Raw genomic sequence first — 18,232 nt, forward strand, 5'->3', positions numbered from 1 at the left:
TGGTCTCAAGCGCGCCCGGCTCGTTCCGGGCGCAGCTTCGCAGCCACCGAAACCGGCAGGCTGGTGATGACGACGCCGCAGAGCACCCAGAGCCCCGGGAGCCAAAGCTCTGTCGGCGGCAACTCCGCCAGCAGCAGATAGGCCGCGAGCGTGATCAGCGGCACGCGCAGTGTGTCGGCGCTGCAAAGCTGTAGCGGCGAAGCGTGGCGCGAGGCATTGGCGAGCGCCGCCTGCGAGACGAAGCCGCCGACGATGAGCGCGAGCACCGCGCCACCGATCACCGCAAGCTCGGGCAGCGCGAAGGCCAGCCGGTAAGGCTGCGACGGCGGCGACCACTGTTCCGGTACGAAGAGCCAGAGCAGCAGGTAGAGCGGCAGCTGGATCGCGTGCATCAGCAGCACGATCGAGAGCGTGCTGCGCTGTGCCGCCAGCCGCGCCAGCATCAGGTTGGTGGTGGTCAGCATCGCGACGGCGCCGATGGCGATGGCGAGGTCGCGGTTAGGGACGGCGTTCAGCTTGAACACCAGGAGCCCGATCCCGGTCGCCAGCACGGCGAGCCCGACTGTCGCAACGGTGCCCGGGCGTCGGCGCAGGGCGAGGAAGAGCAGCACGGCTGCGAAGAGCGGGCCCGAGAACTCGATCGTGGTCACCAGCGCGAGCGGCAGATGCGCCAGGCTCCAGATCAGGGCGAGCGAACCGGCGAGATGCAGGACGCTGCGGGCGACATCCTCGCGCAGCTTCGGTGGCAGGACATTGCGGCGCTGTTCGGGCTCACCGGCCCAGACGGCGGCGCCGGCGATGGCGAGGCTGCCGACCGAGCGCAGCAGCCCGATCTCGATGACGGTGAGATAGCCGGAGAGCAGGCGGATGGAGACGGCGATCGCGAGATAGGACGCGAGATAGGCGCTCATCCACCCGAGGAAGATCGGAAACCCTCGGCCTGCCCCGTCCAGGGAATTCCCAGCAACATGCGCTCCAGGATGGCCATTCGCATCGGCACGGACAGCTGGACCTGGCGGAAATAGCCTGCGTTCGGGAGGCTGTCGCATGAGGTATCGAGCTCCGAGAAGCGCGGAAGAGGGTTGAGGATCAACGTGTCTGAGCGGGCGTCGAGGACCTTGCGGGCAGTCAGGGTGAAGGGCTCGCTCTCTTTTTCCTTATCGACCGCTTCGTTGCCGAGCGAGGCGTGGGCGAATTTGCTCATGTCCTGCATCTGGATGCTGAGGACATCGTGGTCGAGCGTGTGGCGGATGTCGTGGACGAGGCTGACCTGGGTGCCGAGATCGGCGAGCACGGTCATCGCCTCGCGCATCGCCGGATTGATTGGCACGTCCGGCAGGCAGCAGAGTGTGAAGCGCTTCGGCGGGGAGAGGCGCAGCATCTTCACGAAGGAGATCGCGAAGCGTGCCCGCGAATCGCTCGACAGCGCGATGCTCAGAGTCTCGAGCGGGCCGCGCATCTGCCGGATCGCGAAGATGTCGACCAGGGCCTGGGTCGGATGCTCGTCGGCACCGTTGCCGGCATTGATCACCGGAAGATAGCTCAGGCGCCCGACGCGATAGGGCATGTCCTCCAGATGCGAGCGCACGATCAGCAGGTCGCTGTAGAGCTCGACCGTGTGGATGTGGTCCTCGATCGACTCGCCGGTGGCGGTGCCCATGCGGCTGCGATCGGTGTCATAGGCGTCGATCGACTGGTGGCCGAGCCGCGCGGCCGCCGTCTGGAAGCCGAGGCGGGTGCGCGTGCTGCGCTGGTCGAACAGGGTGGCGATCACCTTCGGACGGCGGCGCGGGGCCGGCGGCTGCTCGGGCAGGGGCAGGCCGGCTTTCTCCAGTTCTTCCTCGTGAAGATGCCGCTCGGCCCGCGCGATGATGTCGTCGAGGTCGAAGCGCGACACGGCATCGGCGCTCAGCAGATCCTTCCCGCTTGGATAGTTCGGGCGTTGCATCAGCAGCCTCTAGGCCTCCGGCTCGCGCGGTCGTCTGCGTCCGGGGCGTATCAGGCAACCTGACTGAAGCGGCCCGGCTTGCGCGAGCCGGAGCGCGAACGCGCCGACCCCATCCGCCCCGTGGGAACACGGTTGCCGATCATGGGCAGCAAATCGGCCGCTGTCATCGGCCGGGCGAAGATATAGCCCTGAATGCCGTGGACGGCGTGCTTTTCGATGACGGTCAGCTGCTCCTGCGTCTCCACGCCCTCGACGATCAGGCGCAGCTTCAGGTCATGCGCGAGCTGGGCGATCGCGTTCATCAGCGAATCCGCCTTGCGCGAGGTGCCGATCTCCTGGGTGAAGGCTTGGTCGATCTTGATCGTGTCGATCGGCAGATGCGCGAGATAGCTGAGCGAGGAATAGCCCGTGCCGAAATCGTCGAGCGCGATCCGCACGCCAAGCGCGCGCAGCGCCACGAGGCGGGAGACGACATGGTCGGGATCGTCGATCAGCGAGCTCTCGGTGATCTCGATCGTCAGGCGCTGGGGCTCGATGCCGCTCATGCGCAATAGCGCCTCGACGACGCCGACGATGTCATGGCCATGGTCGAACTGGCGGGCCGAGACATTGACGCTGACGCCGACGCTGCGCGGCCAGGACAGGGCCGAGCGGATCGCCTCGCCGAGCACCCAGGAGCCGAGCACGGTGATGAGCCCGGTCCGCTCGGCGAGCGGAATGAAGATCTCGGGGCTGACCATGCCACGGCGCGGGTGCCGCCAGCGTAGCAGGGCCTCCGCCATGGTCGCGGTGCCGGAGCGCGGATTGTAGATCGGTTGGAAATGCAGCTCGAACTCGCCGCGGCGGATCGCGTCGCGCAGCTCGGTTTCGAGCGCCACGCCGTCTTCATGCTCGTTGCGGATCGCGTCGGTATACATGACGAAGCGGTTCCTCCCGTCGAGCTTGGCCCGGTAGAGGGCGATGTCGACGCATTTCAGGGCCTCGTCGATCGAGGCGGCGCAGCCGGCGGGCGCGATGCCCATGCTGGCGGTCGCGGTGATATGGCGCCCGCCGATGACGCGCTGGCCGGCGAGCATCATGACGAGGCGGGCGGCAAGCGCGCTCGCGCCTTCGGCATCGCGCGATGTCGCGACCATGAACTCGTCGCCACCGGTGCGCGCCGCGATGTCGCCGATGCCGAGCTCGGCGATCAGCGTCTCGCTGAAGCCCTGCAGCAACGCATCGCCGATATCGTGGCCAAGGCTGTCATTGATGCTCTTGAAGCGGTCGATATCGATCGAGATCAGCGTCACCGCCCGGCCGGATGCGGCCATCTGCCGGATTTCGCGCATGAAGCCACGGCGGTTGTAGAGGCTGGTGATGGTGTCGTTGACGGCCAGATGCTCCAGCTCGCGCATCGTGCGCAGCCGGGCGAGGAAGATCTGGTGGATGACCTGGGCGCTGGAGAAGGTCAGGACCGTGGTGAGCAGGACCGAAAGGCCGATCACCAGATAGGCGGGGTCGCGCGTCCAGAGCAGAGCCAGCGTGAATGGCATCGCCGCTGCCAGCACCTGCACGCGGGTGATCACCGGCCGCGAGCTGTTGCGCCCGGAAATGCCGGCGAGATAGCCGATCGTCTGGGCGATCGCGAGAGCGGCGACGGGCTCGTAGGTGTAGCGCAGGATCGCATAGCTGCCGAAGGCCGAGATCAGGGCGGCGGTCGACCAGGCACCGGCCATGGCGAGATTTTCCAGCGTGCTGATCTGGCTCTCGCTGGCGGAAGCGAGATGGATGGCCTTGTAGTAGCGATGCGACAGGTAACGGAACACGCCGATCGCGATCATGATCGCAGCCATCGCGTAAAAAACCACGTCGCCGCCCGTCAGGAGCGCGCTCGCAGCCAGCACCGCGGCAACCGTGACGGTGCCGATGAAGATCGTCCCGGGCGTGGCATAGAGCGCGGCCACAAGCTCGGATTTCATCGAGGTATCGTTCTCGTGAACGTCGACGATCATCAGCCGTCCCGTCGTTATGTCTGATTTACGCGGCGTACCCTCTACTCTCGCTAAAAATCTATTAAAGAACTGTATGTCGCTTCGGAGGTTTCGCCGACAAATTATGATTCACGGCCGATGCCGCGCAGTCAGCCACGCAGCCGGTACTTGGCGAAACCTTCAGGGCCGTCTCCGGCCGGTTCGGCCTTCAGTCCCTCGGGCAGTTTGCCCGTTGCTGCCGGCGAGGTCAGGAAGGTCGCATGGACGCCGGTCGGCAACGGCGCGAGCGCCCAATTGCCGTCCGCCTTCGGGTCGATCGTCTTCTGGCCGAGGATATGGCGCACGATCACGTCGCGGTTGAGATCGGGTGCCTCCAGCACCACCGTCGTCTTCGTGCCCGGGAAATTGCCGCCGCCGGACGCGCGGTAATTATTGGTGACGATGAGGAATTCCGCTTTCTCGTCGATCGGCTCGCCGGTAAAGGCGAGGTCGAGGATGCGTTGCGCATCGGGGGCGACCAGCTTGCCGTCATTGTCGTAGCGCGAGGCTTGCGTGACGTCGATCCGATAGGTCACGCCGTCGATCACGTCGAAGTTGAAGGCGGGGAAGGCGGGGTTGATCAGCGGCTGCTCGCCGCTCTTGGTCGGGTCGATACGGTTGAAGATGCCGGCGGCGCGCTCCAGCCATTCCTTTACGTCAGAGCCGCTGACTTTCACGATCTGCACCGTATTCGGGTAGAGATAGATGTCGGCGATGTTCTTCAGCGCCAACGGGCCGGCGGGAATGTCGGTGTAGAAGGACGGGCCGGAGCGTCCGCCGGACTTGAAGGGCGCTGCGGCCGACAGGATCGGCAGGTTCTTCCAGCGCGTCTGCGCCATCAGCGGCTTGGCATAGGCGATCTGTGCCTCGGCGACGATCTGGATCGAAGGATCGTCCGCCACCAGCGCGAAATAGGAATTGATCGGCGCAGCCGTGCTGCCGACCGGCTCGCGCATATAGGCGAGCGTTGCCTCGTGGTCGGCCTTGACCGCGGCCAGCACCGTCGGTTCGGCGACCGCTTTCGGCACGATCTTGCGATCTGGCGTGCGTTCGTAGATCGGCTTCGCCTCGACCTTGAAATCGGCGATCTTCCAGCGCTCGCCGCGCTTCTCCAGCTCGAGATCGACGATGCCGAGATGCGAGCCCCAGAAGCCGGGCTGGCAGGCGGGCTTCCCGTTCAGCGAGCCCTTGACGTTGTCGACGCCGGCAATGCCGTCGAAGGATTTGCCGCCGGGAAAGACCAGGTGCTGGTGGCCGGTCAGGATGACGTCGATACCCTCGACCTTCGAGAGATGCAGCGCCGCGTTCTCCTCCATGCCGCGCCGCTGGCCGCCCGCGATGCCCGAATGGCAGAGCGCGATGACGAGGTCGGGCTGGGCGTCGCGCAGGTCGGGCATGTGCTTTTCGGCGGCATCGACGATGTCGGTCGCGACGATCTTGCCTTCGAGGTTGCCCTTGTCCCACTGCATGATCTGCGGCGGCACGAAGCCGATCACGCCGATCTGCAGCACATGCCGATTGCCGGCCTCGTCCTCGAAGCTCTGCTCGAACAGCCGCCAGGCATCGACCAGCGCGCCGCCGCCGACGCGCTCGACATTGGCGCAGACCATCGGGAATTCCGCCTTGGCGAGGCCATGGTCGAGGAACTCCAGCCCGTAGTTGAACTCGTGATTGCCGAGCGTGCCGCAGAGATAGGGCAGGGCGTTCATCGCGGCGAGCATCGGGTGGGTATCGCCGGCCTTCAGCCCCTTCTTGTAGGCGATGTAGTCGCCGAGTGAGGAGCCCTGCAGGAAGTCGCCGTTGTCGAAGAGCAGGCTGTTCTTCGCGTCGGCCTGCGCCGCCTTGATCAGGCTCGCGGTCTTGGCGAGCCCGACCGTGTCGTCGCCACCGTCGCGGAAATAGTCGTAGGGCACGACGTTGACGTGAAGATCGGTGGTTTCGAGCACACGCAGCTTGAGCTTTGCCGGGGCTTGCGCGGCCGCCGTTCCCGCCAGCGCGGCAGAGGCGGCGATCGCGGCTCCGGCCTTGAGCGTCTCGCGACGGTTGAGACGATGATCCTGTGCCATGCCCGGCTCCCACTATCCTTGCCGGGACAGGACGTTAGCATTGCGGCGCGGCCGTGACACCGGGAAGATGGCCGGCTCGCAGCCTATTCGGAAGATGGTGAACGGAGAGATCCCGATGATCCTGATCGGCCAGTATGATTCGCCCTTCGTGCGCCGCGTCGGCATCACGCTCGCGCTCTACGGCCTGCCGTTCGAGCATCGCCCGTGGTCCGTTTTCTCCGATGGCGAGAAGGTCCGCGCCTTCAACCCGCTGATGCGGGTGCCGACCCTGGTGCTCGACGATGGCGAGGTGCTCATCGACAGCGCCGGCATGATCGATGCGCTCGACGATCTCGTCGGGCCGGAACGCGCGCTTTGCCCGCGCAGCGGTCCGCTGCGGCGCCAGATCCTCTCCGTCCTCGCGCTCGCGATGGGCGCGGCCGAGAAGGCGGTCAGCCTGTTCTACGAACTGCGGCTGCACGAGCAGGTCTCGGCAGTCTGGTCGGAACGCTGCCGCGGCCAGATATTGTCGGCGCTCGCCGCGCTCGAACGTGACCGCGCCGGCCGCACCACGCCCTATTGGTTCGGCGAGACGCTGGGACATGCCGATATCGCGGCGGCGGTGGCCCTGCGCTTCATCACCGAGGCGCATCCGGGACTGGTCGATGCCGCTGCGATCCCGGCGCTCGCGGCCCATGCCGCAGGGTTGGAGGCGCTTCCCGTCTTCGGTGAGATATCCCAGCCCTTCGTCGCGCCGGCCTGAGGTTTCACGCCGGGCGGTGAAAACCTTCCATGCGCACACGCCCGTCCAAGCCTTCGGTCCAGCCCCGCACTCTGCCATCGGCCTGCCGCTTCGCCTTCACCCGGAAGGTGTCGCCGGCAATGAGCGGGCTTAAGCCCCGGTAGTCGAGCCGGATCGGCGCGCCTTCCGTCAATGTCGCGATGATGTTGGCGATCAATGTCGCCTGGATCGGCCCATGCACGACGAGGCCGGCATAGCCTTCCGTCCCCGTCGCATAGGGGAAATCGTAGTGGATGCGATGGCCGTTGAAGGTCAGCGCCGAGTAACGGAACAGCAGCAGCGGGCTGCCTTCGACCTCCCAGGTGAGATCGGCAGGCTCGCCATCGGCGGCGGGCCCCGGCGCTCCGGCAGGAGACGCGCCGGGTTGCGCCGCCTCGCGATAGACGATGTCATGCCGCTCGCGCAGCGCGACGCCGCGTTCGGTCGCGTATTCATGATGCACGGCGACGAAGCAGAGCGGGCCGCTGCGCCCTTCCTTGTAGGCGATGTCGCCGATCCGCGAATGCCTGACGACGCGATCGCCCTCGCGCAGGGGCGCCAGCGTCTCGATTCGCCCGCCAGCCCACATCCGCCGGGGCAGGGGCACCGGCGGCAGGAATTCGCCCTTGGCGGCGTGACCATCCGGGCCGCAAGCCTCGATATTCGAGATCGGCGGCGCCAGGCACCAGTGCAGCGCCAACGGTGCCTCGCCTGAACCGTGAGACGCGAGATGGCGGCCGAAGGTGGCGGTGAAGCTCTGCACCAGCCGCGGCGTGACGATGTCCTGCGCCTCCTCGGTCTTGCCGGTCCAGCTGGCGAGCCGGGCGATATCGATGCTCATGACGGGCTATCCTCGGTCTGGCGGGCGAATTCGGCGCGCAGCGCGGCGTCGTGCTGGCCGAGTGCCGGCACCGGCCGCATCGCGACGCGCTCTCCATCGACGACGGCCGAGGGCGCCAGTACCTCGACCGGACCATTCGGTGTTGGGACGGGCAGGGCGGTCGCCGCCGGATGGTCGATCAGCCCGCCGACGGTGGAGACCGTGCCATAGGCGATCGCGTGGCGGTCGAGCGCAGCCGCGACGTCGACGAAGCGGCGCCGGCCGAGCCGCGCCTGCACCTCGCCATCGAGCAGGGCGCGCTCCTTCACCCGCAATACGTTGGAGGCAAAGCGCGGATCATCGGCCAGTTCGGGGCTTTCCAGCACGTCGCGGGCGAAGACCTGCCATTCTCGCTCGCTTTGGATCGAGACCAGGACCTCGCCGTCGAGGAGCGAGAACACGCCATAAGGCGCGATCGAGGGGTGGGCGAGCCCGACCCGCGCCGGCTCGATGCCGCCATAACGGCGCGTCAGATAGGGCACGTTCATCAGCTCGGCGAGCGTGTCGAATAGCGAGAGCGCGATCGCCGAGCCCTCGCCGGTACGCGCCCGCCTCAAGAGCGCTTCGAGGATCGCGGCATAGGCCGCCTGTCCGGTGGCGATATCGGCGATCGAGACGCCGATGCGCGAGGGGCCGGAATCCGCGGTGCCGGTGATGGCGGAGAGGCCCGATTCCGCTTGGATCAGCAGGTCATAGGCCTTGCGCCGCTCATGCGGCGTGCCCGGGGCATAGCCGGAGATGTCGCAGGTGATGAGGCGGGGATGGCGTTGCCGGAGCGTCGCGCTGCCGAGCCCGAGGCGGTTGGCCGCGCCGGGCGCGAGGTTCTGGATGAAGATATCCGCCGACGCGATCATCGCTTCGACTAGCGCGAGGTCGTCAGGCTGCCGCAGGTCGACCCGGCAGGATTCCTTGCCCCGGTTGATCCAGACGAAATAGGAGGACTGGCCCTTGGCGAAACCGTCATAGCCGCGCGCGAAGTCACCCTCCGGCCGCTCCAGCTTGATGACGCGCGCGCCAGCATCGGCCAGCTTGCAGCTCGCGACCGGAGCGGCCACCGCCTGCTCCAGCGCGACCACGACGATACCTTCCAGCGCATTCGACATCGGCATTCCCCAGGCAGTCGGGAGAGGAAGAGCGCCCCGGCGCGGCCGAGTCAAATCGCAGCCGCCATGCGCCCGTGATGGGGATGGAGCGCTGCGCCAATGCCGCGAAAACCACTTGAATCAAAATGTGATGAGCGGGCGCTATGCCTTTGACGGAACAGACTAAATCCGGCCTTACTATCCCGCCGCAGCCGGCTTCGGCCAGTTCGCGGTGATGCCGGGCTGCACCGGCCGCTCCAGATAGGTCGAGAGCACGACATAGCTGCGCGTCGCCTTGACGCCGGGCGTGTCGTAGAGCCGCCCGAGCAGGCCCTCGAGCGCATGCGTATCCGTGGTCCTGACCTTCAGCAGCATGCAGGTATCGCCCGCGACGGAATGGATTTCCTCGACCTCCGGGTGCTCCTTCACCGCCATCAGCGCGGGCGTCTTGCCCCAGCCGGTGGTATCGACATGCACGAAGGCAAGCAGGGTCTTGCCGGTGGCCGTCGGCTCGATCAGGGCCGCGACCTGCCGGATCGCGCCGGACTGCTTCAGCCGCTTGATCCGCTCATGCGCGGCCGGCGGTGACAACCCGACCTTCTCGCCGATCCGCGCATAGCTCTCCGTCGCATCCTCGACCAGAACGCCTAACAGCTTTCGGTCCATCGCATCGAGCGAGCGTTCCGCCGCGCGTTCGCGCCGAACGCCATCTGTTTTTTGATCCATGGCCGTGAATCCGATTGAACCTGAATGGTGTTCGGCCATTCTTTCCTCATGCCGAACATCAATCAACCCTCTTCCGCTGCAGCCTTGCCGACCGCCCGCATTCCGGCCGCAGCCTATGCGCTGTGCCTGTGCATCGGTGTCATCGGCTCGAATTCCCTGGTGCTCGGGCCGATAGCGCCGCAGGTCGCGGAAAGCTTCGGTCGGGGCACGCCGGCCGTGATGACGGCCTCGGGCGCCTTCGGCATCGGCACGGCGCTCGCGGCGATCCTGCTCGGGCGCCTGATCGACCGCTTCGGCGCGGGTGCGACGCTGCGCGTGGCGCTGGCATTCTTCACCTTGGCTCTCGCAGCGAGTGCCGCAGCACCCATTCTGCCGATGCTGGTGGGCGCCCAGTTCGTGGCTGGTCTTGCAGCGGGCGTGGCGCTGCCCTCGATCTATACGCTCGCTGCCGCCGTCGCGCCGGCTGGGCGCGAGAGCGATACGATCGGCATCGTGCTCTCGGGCTGGACGCTCAGCATGGTCGCTGGCGTCTCGCTCTCGGCGGTGCTGGCCGACAGCATCGGCTGGCGCTTCGTCTACGGCTTTGCCGCCGCCGCCAGCGCGCTCGCGCTTCTGGTCGCGCAGGCGATGAAACCGCAGGGCGCGCCAGCGACAACCACAAGCTCATCGCCGCTGGCAGCGTTGCGCGTGCCCGGCGTCGCGCCGCTGCTGATCGCCTGCGCCGGCTTCATGGCCTCATTCTATGGCGTCTACGCCTATATCGGCGACCATCTGCATCGCGTGCTCGGTCTCCCGCTCAGCGCCAACGGCCTGCTCGCGCTGACCTATGGCCTCGGCTTCGGCGCGGCGGCCTTCCTCGACGGCCTGATCGACCGCTTCGATGCCAGGCGCTTCCTGCCGGCGATGTTCCTGGCGGTCGCCTGCGTCTATCTCGGCATGGGCGCCGCCAGCGGCAGCTATGTCCTGACTTTGGCGGCGGTTTTCCTCTGGGGCCTCGCCAATCATTTCGGGCTGAACGTGCTGATCATGCGCCTCGGCGCGCTCGATCCCGCGCGTCGCGGCGCTGTGATGGGGCTCAATAGCGGCGTGACCTACCTGGCGCTCTTCGCGGGCACGGCCTCGTTCGGCGCGCTCTACACGGCGACCGAATTCGCCATTCTGCCGATGGCCGCGGCAGGGCTGATGCTGCTGGCGGCGCTTTCGGCCAGCCTTGCCCGCCCCAGGACTGCGCCGCGCGTCACATCCTGACGATGTGGCGGATCGTGCGGCCTTCGTGCAGCGCGTCGAAGCCTTCATTGATCTCGTCGAGGCTGCCCGAGCTGGTCCAGAGCTTGTCTACGGCCAGCCGGCCGCGCTGGTAGAGCTCGATGAAGCGCGGGATGTCGCGCGAGGGCACGCAGGAGCCGACATAGGAGCCCTTCAGCGTCCGCTCCTCGGCGACCAGCCGGACCGGTGAGAGCGACAGCGTATGGGCGGGGTTGGCGAGGCCGGCCGTCGTCGTCGTGCCGCCGCGCCGCGTGATCTGGTAGGCGAGGTCGAGCGCCCTGACTGAGCCCGCCATCTCAAGCCCGTGATCGACGCCGCCTTTGGTCGCCTGCCTGATCGCCTCGACTGCATCCGGTGTATCGGCCTTGAAGGCATCGGTCGCGCCGAGCGCCAGCGCGAGATCGAGTTTGTCTTGCGCGAGGTCGATGGCGATGACCCGCGAGGCGCCGCAGGCAATCGCGCCGAGCAGGGCCGAGAGCCCGACCCCACCGAGCCCGACCACCGCGACCGTTTCGCCCGCCTTGATCCGCGCCGTGTTCACGGCGGCGCCGACGCCGGTCAGCACGGCGCAGCCGAACAGGGCCGCGATCTCATGGGGGATATCTGCCTCGATCTTGACCAGCGAGCGCCGCGAGATCACCGCATGCTCGGCGAAGGCGGAGACGCCGATATGATGATGCACCGGCTGGCCAGCGACCGAAAGCCGCCGCCCGCCGCCCAGCATCTCGCCGCGCCCATTGGCGGCATTGCCGGGCTCGCAGAGGGCAGGGCGGCCCTCGGCGCAGGGCGCGCAATGGCCGCAGGACGGCACGAACACCATCACCACGCGGTCGCCGGGCTTGAGATCATCGACGCCTTCGCCGGTCTCGACCACCTCGCCGGCCGCCTCATGGCCGAGCACCATCGGCACCGGGCGAAGGCGATTGCCGTCGATCACCGAGAGGTCGGAATGGCACAGGCCCGCGGCGCGGACCCGGACCAGAACCTCGTCGCGGCCGGGCGGGGCGAGGTCTAGCTCCTCGATCCGCAGCGGGCGGCTCTGCGCATAGGGCGCCGCAACCGGGCTGGCGTTCAGGACGGCGACGCGAATCTTCATGGCTGGGCTCCGGTCTCGGTATCCGCCGCCATCCCGACAGGAGAGGGCGCCGCTGTCAAAGCCTGACGGGGGTGCCGTCAGGCCGCGTCGGTCAGCGTGCCACCGAGGAAGAGCTGGCCGATGCGCGGATCGGCCAAAATCTCCGCCGCCGGGCCCTGCATGCGGGTGCGGCCGAGTTCGAGCACCAGCCCCTCGTCGGAGATTTCCAATGCCGAGCGGGCGTTCTGCTCGACGATCAGGATCGAGACGCCCTTGGCGCGCAGGTCTTTCAGGATGCCGAAGGTCTCCTGCACCATGAGCGGCGAGAGGCCGATCGAGGGCTCGTCGATCAGCACCAGCTTGGGGTCGAGCAGCAGGCCGCGCACGATTTCGAGCTGCTTCTGCTCGCCGCCGGAGAGGGTCGAGGCCTGCTGATCGGCCTTGGCGCGAAGCGCCGGGAAACGATCGAGCGCCGCTTCAAGCCGCCGGGGCATGTCGGTGATCCCCGAGCCGGCGGCGACCGTGCCGAGCTCGATATTGTGGCGCACCGAGAGCTCCGGGAAGATGTTGCGCCCCTGCGGGACGTAGCAGATGCCGGCTTCGAGCAATTTGCGCTGGTTCCAGCCGGTGATGTCCTGCCCGTCGAAGCGGATGCGGCCCTCGCGCAGCTTGAGCAGGCCGAAGATCGCCTTGAATACGGTCGATTTGCCGGCGCCGTTCGGCCCGATCACGGTGGTGATCGCGCCGCGCTTCACCGCGAAGGAGGTGCCGTTCAGGATGGTCATGGCGCCATAGCCGCCGACCACGCCGTCGAGTTCGAGGATCGGTGTGCTCATCGCCGCGCTCCTCAGTGTCCCAGATAGGCTTCGATCACGGCCGGGTTGGCGCGGACCTCGGCCGGTGTCCCCTCGGCCAGCACCTTGCCCTCGGCCAGCACGATCACGCGCGTGCAGAGCGACATCACGAAATCCATGTTGTGCTCGATCACGACGAAGGTCGCGCCCTGCTCGGCATTGATCGCGCGCAGGCGCTCCTTGAGGTCGCCGAGCATGGTCAGGTTCACGCCGCCCGCCGGCTCGTCGAGCAGCACGAGGCGCGGGCCCGCCATGAAGGCCATCGCCGCATCGAGCAGCTTCTGCTGGCCATAGGAGAGGCCGCCCGCCTTGGCCTCCGCGAGATGGCCGAGCTTGAAGAAGCCGATCATCTGCTCGGCCTTGTCGGACAGGCCGGCATCGCGCGCGCCGAACAGCCGGCCGAGCATCGAGCCCTGATGCTCTTGGCCCGCAAGAATCAGGTTCTCGCGCACCGAGAGCTCCGGGAAGACCTGCAGCAGCTGGAAGGTGCGGCTGACGCCGAGCCGGTTGAGCGCGGACGGGCGCATGTTGGTGACATCACGGCCGTCGAGCTTCACCGCGCCTTGCGTCGGTTCGAGCTGGCCGAGGATGCAGTTGAACAGGGTCGACTTGCCGCAGCCATTCGGCCCGATGATGCCGAGGATCTCGCCCTCGTTCACCGAGAAGGAGACGCCGTTGACGGCCTTGATGCCGCCGAAGGCCTTGTGCAGGTCGTGGACTTCGAGGACCGGGCTCATCGCGCGCCTCCGGTCCTGCGGCGAAGCGCATTCCAGCCGCGTTCGACAAGGCCGCTGACGCCTTGCGGGCAGATGACCAGCAGCGCGAGCACGATTGCGGCGAAGATGATGAGGTAAAGCGAGCCGGCGAAGCGCAGCCATTCCGGCAGCACGACGCCGAGCAGCGCGCCGACGAAGGGTCCGAAGAGATAGCCGGCCCCGCCCGCGACCACCATCAATAGCAGGAACAGGCTCTGCGATAGCGAGAAGGGCGAGGGGTCGATGAACTCGACCAGCGGCGCATAGAGCGCGCCCGCGAAGCCGCCATAGGCCGAGCCGATGGCGAAGGCGAGCAGCGTGTAGGCGCGGGTGTCGATGCCGAGGCTCGCGGCCCGGACCGGGTTCTCGCGCAAGGCCGTGAAGGCGCGGCCCCAGGGACTGCGGATCAGCCACCACAGCTTGAGCGACAGGATCAGCGTGACGACGACGACGAAGCGGTGGAATTCGAGCGCGCCGAACAGCTTTATGCCGAAGAAGTCAGGACGGTTGATGTTGGAGATGCCGAAGACACCGCCGGTCAGCCATTGCTCGTTGCGCAGTACCAGCCAGATCAGCGTCGAGAAGGCGAGCGTGACGAAGGCGAGGTAATGCGTGCGGACACGCAAAGCCGGGAATCCGAGCAGCAGGCCGACCGCGAAGGTCAGCAGGCCCGAGAGCGCGAAGGCGGCATACCAATTCACCCCGTATTTCGTGGTCAGGATCGCGGTCGTGTAGGCGCCGAGACCCATGAAGGCGGCCTGCGCCAGCGAGGTCTGGCCGGCATAGCCGAGCGTGAGGTTGAGGCCCATCACGCCGATGCTCATCACGAGCCAGAGCGAGAGCACATAGGTGCCGTAGCGGCCCATCCCGACCGGCGCGAACCAGAGGATGACGGCGCCGAGGATGAGCCCGATCAGCGCCGCATCGATGCGGCGGGCCGGGGCCACGGAATTCTGGACGGCAGGGGCGCTCATACGCGGCGCTCCTCCTTGCGGCCCATCAGCCCTTCCGGCTTGATCAGGATGATGGCGACGAGCAGCACCAGCGGCACTGCCAGCCGGTACTGCGTCGAGATGTAAGCGGCGGTCAGTGAATCCGCGACGCCGATCAGGATGCCGCCGACGAGCGCGCCGCGTACCTGGTTGAAGCCGCCGACGATGGCGGCAATGAAGGCAAAGAGGCCGATGGTCTCGCCATTCGAGAATTTCGCCAGATAGATCGGCGAGATCAAAAGCGAGGCGACGACCGCAAGCGCGGCATTGAGCAGGAAGGTCAGCAGCACCATCCGCTCGACGGGGATGCCGAGGATGCGCGCGACGGTCGGGTTCTGCGCCGTCGCCTGCATCTGCCGGCCGAGTTTCGTGCCGCCGACGAACCATTGCAGCAGGCCGATCGCGGCGAAGGCGACGACGATGATGGCGACATGCTGCAGCGAGATCGAGGCGCCCAACAGGTTCACCATGTCGGTCGGTACCAGCGAGGGGAAGCTCTGTGCCTCCGCCGAGAAGCCGTCCTTGGCGCCTTCCTTCATCACGATCGACAGCGCCATGGTGGCGATGGCGAGCGGCAGCACGCCATGCTTGATCATCGGGTCGACGACGACGAGCTTGAAGCCCGCGCCGAAGATCAGCAGGAAGACCGCGATCCCGAGCAATCCGCCGGCCCAGAGCGGCAGGCCGAAGAGCTTGACCGCGAGCAGGATCAGCACGGCCGGCAGCATGACGAATTCGCCCTGGGCGAAATTGATCGTCTGCGAGGTCTGCCAGACCAGGGTGAAGCCGATCGCGGCGAGCGCGTAGATCGCGCCCGTGGCGATGCCGGCGATGAGATAGGCGATGAATTCGGCCATGCAATCTGCGCTCGGTTGGAGAGCGTTTGGTGTTCAATCAGTGCGCGTCATCCCGGACGCAGCGAAGCGGAGCTCCGGGATCCATCGTAGAGCGCGGCGCCCTTCGATGGATCCCGGGTCGAGCGCTGCTCGCCCGGGATGACGTCGCGTGTGGACAGGCTGCTTACGGCTTGATCCGCGGCAGGGTGGTGTTGATCACCTGCTTGCCGTTGATGACTTCGGCGAGGAAGCTCTCGCGGTCGAGGTCGCCGTTCTGCTCGATCACGGTGTCGATCAGGATGCCCGGCTCCTCGCTCGCCTTGATGGTGGCGCCGCGCAGCGTGTCGGCGAGGCCCTTCTTGTCGAGCTTCTTCTGCTTCTCCGTCGCCCATTTCACCATGAACACGGCCATGTAGCCCTTCACGCCGTTATGGTCGGAGGCGAAGCCGTATTTCTCGCGGTAGCGCTTGCCGAACTCCTGCAAAGCCGGGATCGGCGCATCGGTTGAAAGGCCGACATGGCCCTTGGCGCCGTTGGCGGCATCACCGGCCAGTTCCAGCACCTTGGCGCCGAGCAGCGTCGTCTCGCCAATCATCGGCTTGGTGATGCCCTGCTGCTTGGCGGCGCGCAGGAAGCGGGCGCTCTCCTCCTCGTTCAGATAGACGAAGACGGCATCGGCATTGGCGTTCTTCACCTTGATCGCGTCGGCGGTGAAATCGGCTTGGCCCTGCTCGGTCGAGACATCGACGGCGACCTTGATGCCGGCCTTCTCGAGTTCGGGCAGGATGGCGTCGCGGCCGCCCTTGCCGAAGTCGTTATTGACCCAGACCACGGCGATCGAGCCGGCCTTGACGGTGTCCTTGAGGTATTTGGCGATCTTCGGCATCGCCGCCGTCTGGCTCAGCGAGGTCCGGAAGATGTAGGGGTTGCCCTGCTTGGTGAAGCCGGCCGCCTCGCCGCCGACGATCTGGGCGACTTCGGCGCGCTGCGAGATCTGCATGGAGGCGCCGATCGGGCCGGAGAAGATCGGCCCGAGGATGGCATAGGCGCCTTCGTCGATGCCGCGCTGCACGGCGGCGCGGGTGTTCCCCGGATTGGTCTGCGTGTCGTAATGGACGATCTCGACCTGCTTGCCGAGGATGCCGCCCTTGGCATTGATGTCGGCGGCGGCCATGTCGGCGCCGTTCTTCCAGTTGGTGCCGGCAGCGGCGCCCGCACCCGACAGTTCGATGACGTCGACTAGCTTGACCTTGTCCTGCGCCTGCGCGGGCAGGCTGAGCGCGGCGCCGAGCGCGGCGGCCATGACCCAAAGCGATTTCATTCCCTGACTCCTCCGGACGTCTCTTGTTCACACGCGCGGTCTTGATAGCCGCGGCGCCCGCACGCTTCTTGCCGGGCTTTGGGGCGCGATGTCCAGAGGCGAAAGGGCTTGGTGGGGTTGAGGTTTTCGCTTTGCCGGGGATGAGGCCGGCCGGGCCGCTGACGCCTCCTGTCAGCAGGCGGCCGTGCCGGCCTGTCGCAGCCGGTCGATGGTGCTAAACAGGCGGGGACTTCGCCGGAGGACGCCGCATGACACAGGACCCGCTATTCGAGCGCCTCTGGGATGGCAGCGCCGCGATGGAGGAATGGACCGCGTCGGTCTCGCACGGCGCGATCACGCAGGTGGACGACAACATCATCACGGTCCACACCACCTATTTCTGCGGCAGCGTCACGGCGATCAGCACACGCGAAGGGCTGGTTCTGATCGATACCGCCAAGCCCGATACCGCCAAACAGACGCTCGAAATCATCCGCTCCTGGGACGATGGCCCGATCCATACGGTGATCTTCACCCATGGCCATATCGACCATACCAGCGGCATCAAGGTGATCGACGAGGAGGCGGATGCGCGCGGATGGCCGCGCCCGCGCATCGTCGCGCACCGCAATGTCGCCCGACGCATGCAGCGCTATGTCGACTCGCATGGCTTCAACAGCCTCGTTCAGAGCCAGCAGTTCAACATGCCCGGCTATGTCTATCCGATCGGTCAGCGCCGCCCGGACGAGGTCTACGACGACACCCTCTCGCTGGCGGTCGGCGGAGAGCGACTCGATCTCTTCCACGGCCGCGGCGAGACCGATGACGCGACCTTCATCTGGCTGCCGGAGCGGCGCGTGCTGGCGAGCGGCGATTTCGTGATCTGGGTGTTCCCCAATGCCGGCAACCCGCGCAAGGTCCAGCGCTATGCGGCGGAATGGGCGCAGGCGCTGCGGCGGATGGAGACGCTCAAGCCGGAAATCCTGATCCCCGGCCACGGCCCCGTCGTCTTCGGGGCAGAGCGCGTGGCGCGAATGCTGGGCGACGGCGCCGAGGTGCTGGAGCATCTCGTCCGCGAGACGCTCTCCCTGATGAATGCAGGCGCGGGGCTCGAAGATGTCCTGAGCAAGGTCAAGGTGCCCGCGAGCTACCTTGCCAAGCCCTACCTGCTGCCGAAATACGACGACCCGGAATTCCTCGTCCGGGGCATCTACCACTTCTATGCCGGCTGGTTCGATGGCAATGCGGCTCATCTGAAACCCGCCCGGACCGCCGAACTGGCCGCTGAATTGGCTGAACTCGCCGGTGGCGCCCGCAAGCTGGCCGAGCGTGCCGAGGCCTTGGCAGGGCAGGGGCAGAACCGGCTCGCCGTGGCACTGGCGGAACTCGCAGCGGTGGCCGTGCCGGATGACCCTGAACTCCAGGCCATCCGCGCGGCGACGCTACGCAGGCTGATCGACGGCGAGAGCTCGCTGATGGGCAAGGCCTTCCTCGCCGTCTATGAGCGCGAGGCGGCAGGGCGTTCGAAGGCGTGATGGCGGCCCAGCCTTGTCATTCCGGGGCTTCGCGAAGCGAAGAACCCGGAACCCACGACTGGGTGAGCCGCCGACAACCGGGCATCGAGAGTTTCACCTAGTCGTGGGTTCCGGGTTCGCACCTGCGGTACGCCCCGGAATGACA

At 66.9% G+C, this 18,232-nt stretch carries 16 protein-coding genes; 3 read left to right on the forward strand and 13 right to left on the reverse strand.

Annotated features, from left to right (window positions below):
- Positions 1-5: 5 nt before the first annotated feature.
- The 4 genes from AC07NY_RS16745 to AC07NY_RS16760 form a co-directional block, all read right to left on the reverse strand.
- Positions 6-911: a DMT family transporter gene (locus AC07NY_RS16745; RefSeq protein ID WP_492283811.1), complete on the reverse strand. Its 906-nt coding sequence runs from the start codon at positions 909-911 to the stop codon at positions 6-8.
- On the reverse strand, positions 908-1,948 hold the full coding sequence (locus tag AC07NY_RS16750) for an aspartate carbamoyltransferase (RefSeq protein ID WP_494584785.1): 1,041 nt from the start codon (positions 1,946-1,948) through the stop codon (positions 908-910). Before AC07NY_RS16750 ends, AC07NY_RS16745 begins: the two co-directional genes overlap by 4 nt.
- A 50-nt stretch (positions 1,949-1,998) precedes the next feature.
- A complete protein-coding gene (locus tag AC07NY_RS16755; protein ID WP_494584786.1) occupies positions 1,999-3,942 on the reverse strand; it encodes a putative bifunctional diguanylate cyclase/phosphodiesterase in 1,944 nt (647 codons plus the stop codon).
- Between the two features lie 128 nt (positions 3,943-4,070).
- Entirely contained in the window at positions 4,071-6,026 is a 1,956-nt protein-coding gene (locus AC07NY_RS16760) for a bifunctional 2',3'-cyclic-nucleotide 2'-phosphodiesterase/3'-nucleotidase (protein ID WP_494584787.1), read from the reverse strand.
- Positions 6,027-6,141: 115 nt separating this feature from the next.
- Between AC07NY_RS16760 and AC07NY_RS16765 the strand changes: the two genes are divergently transcribed.
- Positions 6,142-6,768 carry a glutathione S-transferase family protein gene (locus tag AC07NY_RS16765; RefSeq protein ID WP_494584788.1) on the forward strand — a complete coding sequence of 209 codons (627 nt, stop codon included), beginning with the start codon at positions 6,142-6,144 and terminating at the stop codon, positions 6,766-6,768.
- A 4-nt stretch (positions 6,769-6,772) separates the two neighbouring features.
- On the opposite strand, the gene AC07NY_RS16770 is transcribed toward AC07NY_RS16765, so the two are convergent.
- From AC07NY_RS16770 to AC07NY_RS16780, 3 genes are all read right to left on the reverse strand, one after another.
- Positions 6,773-7,627, reverse strand: a complete 855-nt coding sequence (locus AC07NY_RS16770) for an HTD2 family dehydratase (RefSeq protein WP_494584789.1) — start codon at positions 7,625-7,627, stop codon at positions 6,773-6,775.
- On the reverse strand, positions 7,624-8,769 hold the full coding sequence (locus AC07NY_RS16775) for a CaiB/BaiF CoA transferase family protein (RefSeq protein WP_494584790.1): 1,146 nt from the start codon (positions 8,767-8,769) through the stop codon (positions 7,624-7,626). The genes AC07NY_RS16770 and AC07NY_RS16775 overlap by 4 nt, the downstream gene beginning before the upstream one ends.
- A gap of 177 nt (positions 8,770-8,946) precedes the next feature.
- Positions 8,947-9,474, reverse strand: a complete 528-nt coding sequence (locus AC07NY_RS16780) for an Lrp/AsnC family transcriptional regulator (RefSeq protein ID WP_494584791.1) — start codon at positions 9,472-9,474, stop codon at positions 8,947-8,949.
- Positions 9,475-9,522: 48 nt separating this feature from the next.
- On the opposite strand from AC07NY_RS16780, the gene AC07NY_RS16785 reads away from it, so the two are divergent.
- A complete protein-coding gene (locus AC07NY_RS16785) occupies positions 9,523-10,722 on the forward strand; it encodes an MFS transporter (protein WP_494584792.1) in 1,200 nt (399 codons plus the stop codon).
- Here the strand turns inward: AC07NY_RS16785 and AC07NY_RS16790 are convergent.
- The 6 genes from AC07NY_RS16790 to AC07NY_RS16815 all read right to left on the reverse strand — a co-directional run bounded on the left by AC07NY_RS16790 (position 10,712) and on the right by AC07NY_RS16815 (position 16,573).
- Complete coding sequence (locus tag AC07NY_RS16790) at positions 10,712-11,836, reverse strand: zinc-dependent alcohol dehydrogenase family protein (protein WP_494584793.1); 1,125 nt, start codon at positions 11,834-11,836, stop codon at positions 10,712-10,714. The genes AC07NY_RS16785 and AC07NY_RS16790 overlap by 11 nt on opposite strands.
- 77 nt (positions 11,837-11,913) lie before the next feature.
- Positions 11,914-12,651 (reverse strand): ABC transporter ATP-binding protein, encoded by a 738-nt coding sequence (locus AC07NY_RS16795; protein WP_494584794.1) that lies wholly within the window; start codon positions 12,649-12,651, stop codon positions 11,914-11,916.
- 11 nt (positions 12,652-12,662) lie between these two features.
- On the reverse strand, positions 12,663-13,406 hold the full coding sequence (locus AC07NY_RS16800) for an ABC transporter ATP-binding protein (RefSeq protein WP_492795023.1): 744 nt from the start codon (positions 13,404-13,406) through the stop codon (positions 12,663-12,665).
- Positions 13,403-14,398, reverse strand: coding sequence for a branched-chain amino acid ABC transporter permease (locus tag AC07NY_RS16805; protein WP_494584795.1), 996 nt, complete (start codon positions 14,396-14,398; stop codon positions 13,403-13,405). The genes AC07NY_RS16800 and AC07NY_RS16805 overlap by 4 nt, the downstream gene beginning before the upstream one ends.
- Positions 14,395-15,273, reverse strand: a complete 879-nt coding sequence (locus tag AC07NY_RS16810) for a branched-chain amino acid ABC transporter permease (RefSeq protein ID WP_494584796.1) — start codon at positions 15,271-15,273, stop codon at positions 14,395-14,397. Before AC07NY_RS16810 ends, AC07NY_RS16805 begins: the two co-directional genes overlap by 4 nt.
- A 163-nt stretch (positions 15,274-15,436) precedes the next feature.
- Positions 15,437-16,573 carry an ABC transporter substrate-binding protein gene (locus AC07NY_RS16815; RefSeq protein WP_494584797.1) on the reverse strand — a complete coding sequence of 379 codons (1,137 nt, stop codon included), beginning with the start codon at positions 16,571-16,573 and terminating at the stop codon, positions 15,437-15,439.
- 248 nt (positions 16,574-16,821) lie between these two features.
- Between AC07NY_RS16815 and AC07NY_RS16820 the strand changes: the two genes are divergently transcribed.
- Positions 16,822-18,087 (forward strand): alkyl sulfatase dimerization domain-containing protein, encoded by a 1,266-nt coding sequence (locus tag AC07NY_RS16820; protein WP_494584798.1) that lies wholly within the window; start codon positions 16,822-16,824, stop codon positions 18,085-18,087.
- The last annotated feature ends 145 nt before the right edge of the window (positions 18,088-18,232 follow it).

The organism is Allobosea sp. GW821-FHT09G06, from assembly GCF_059416005.1.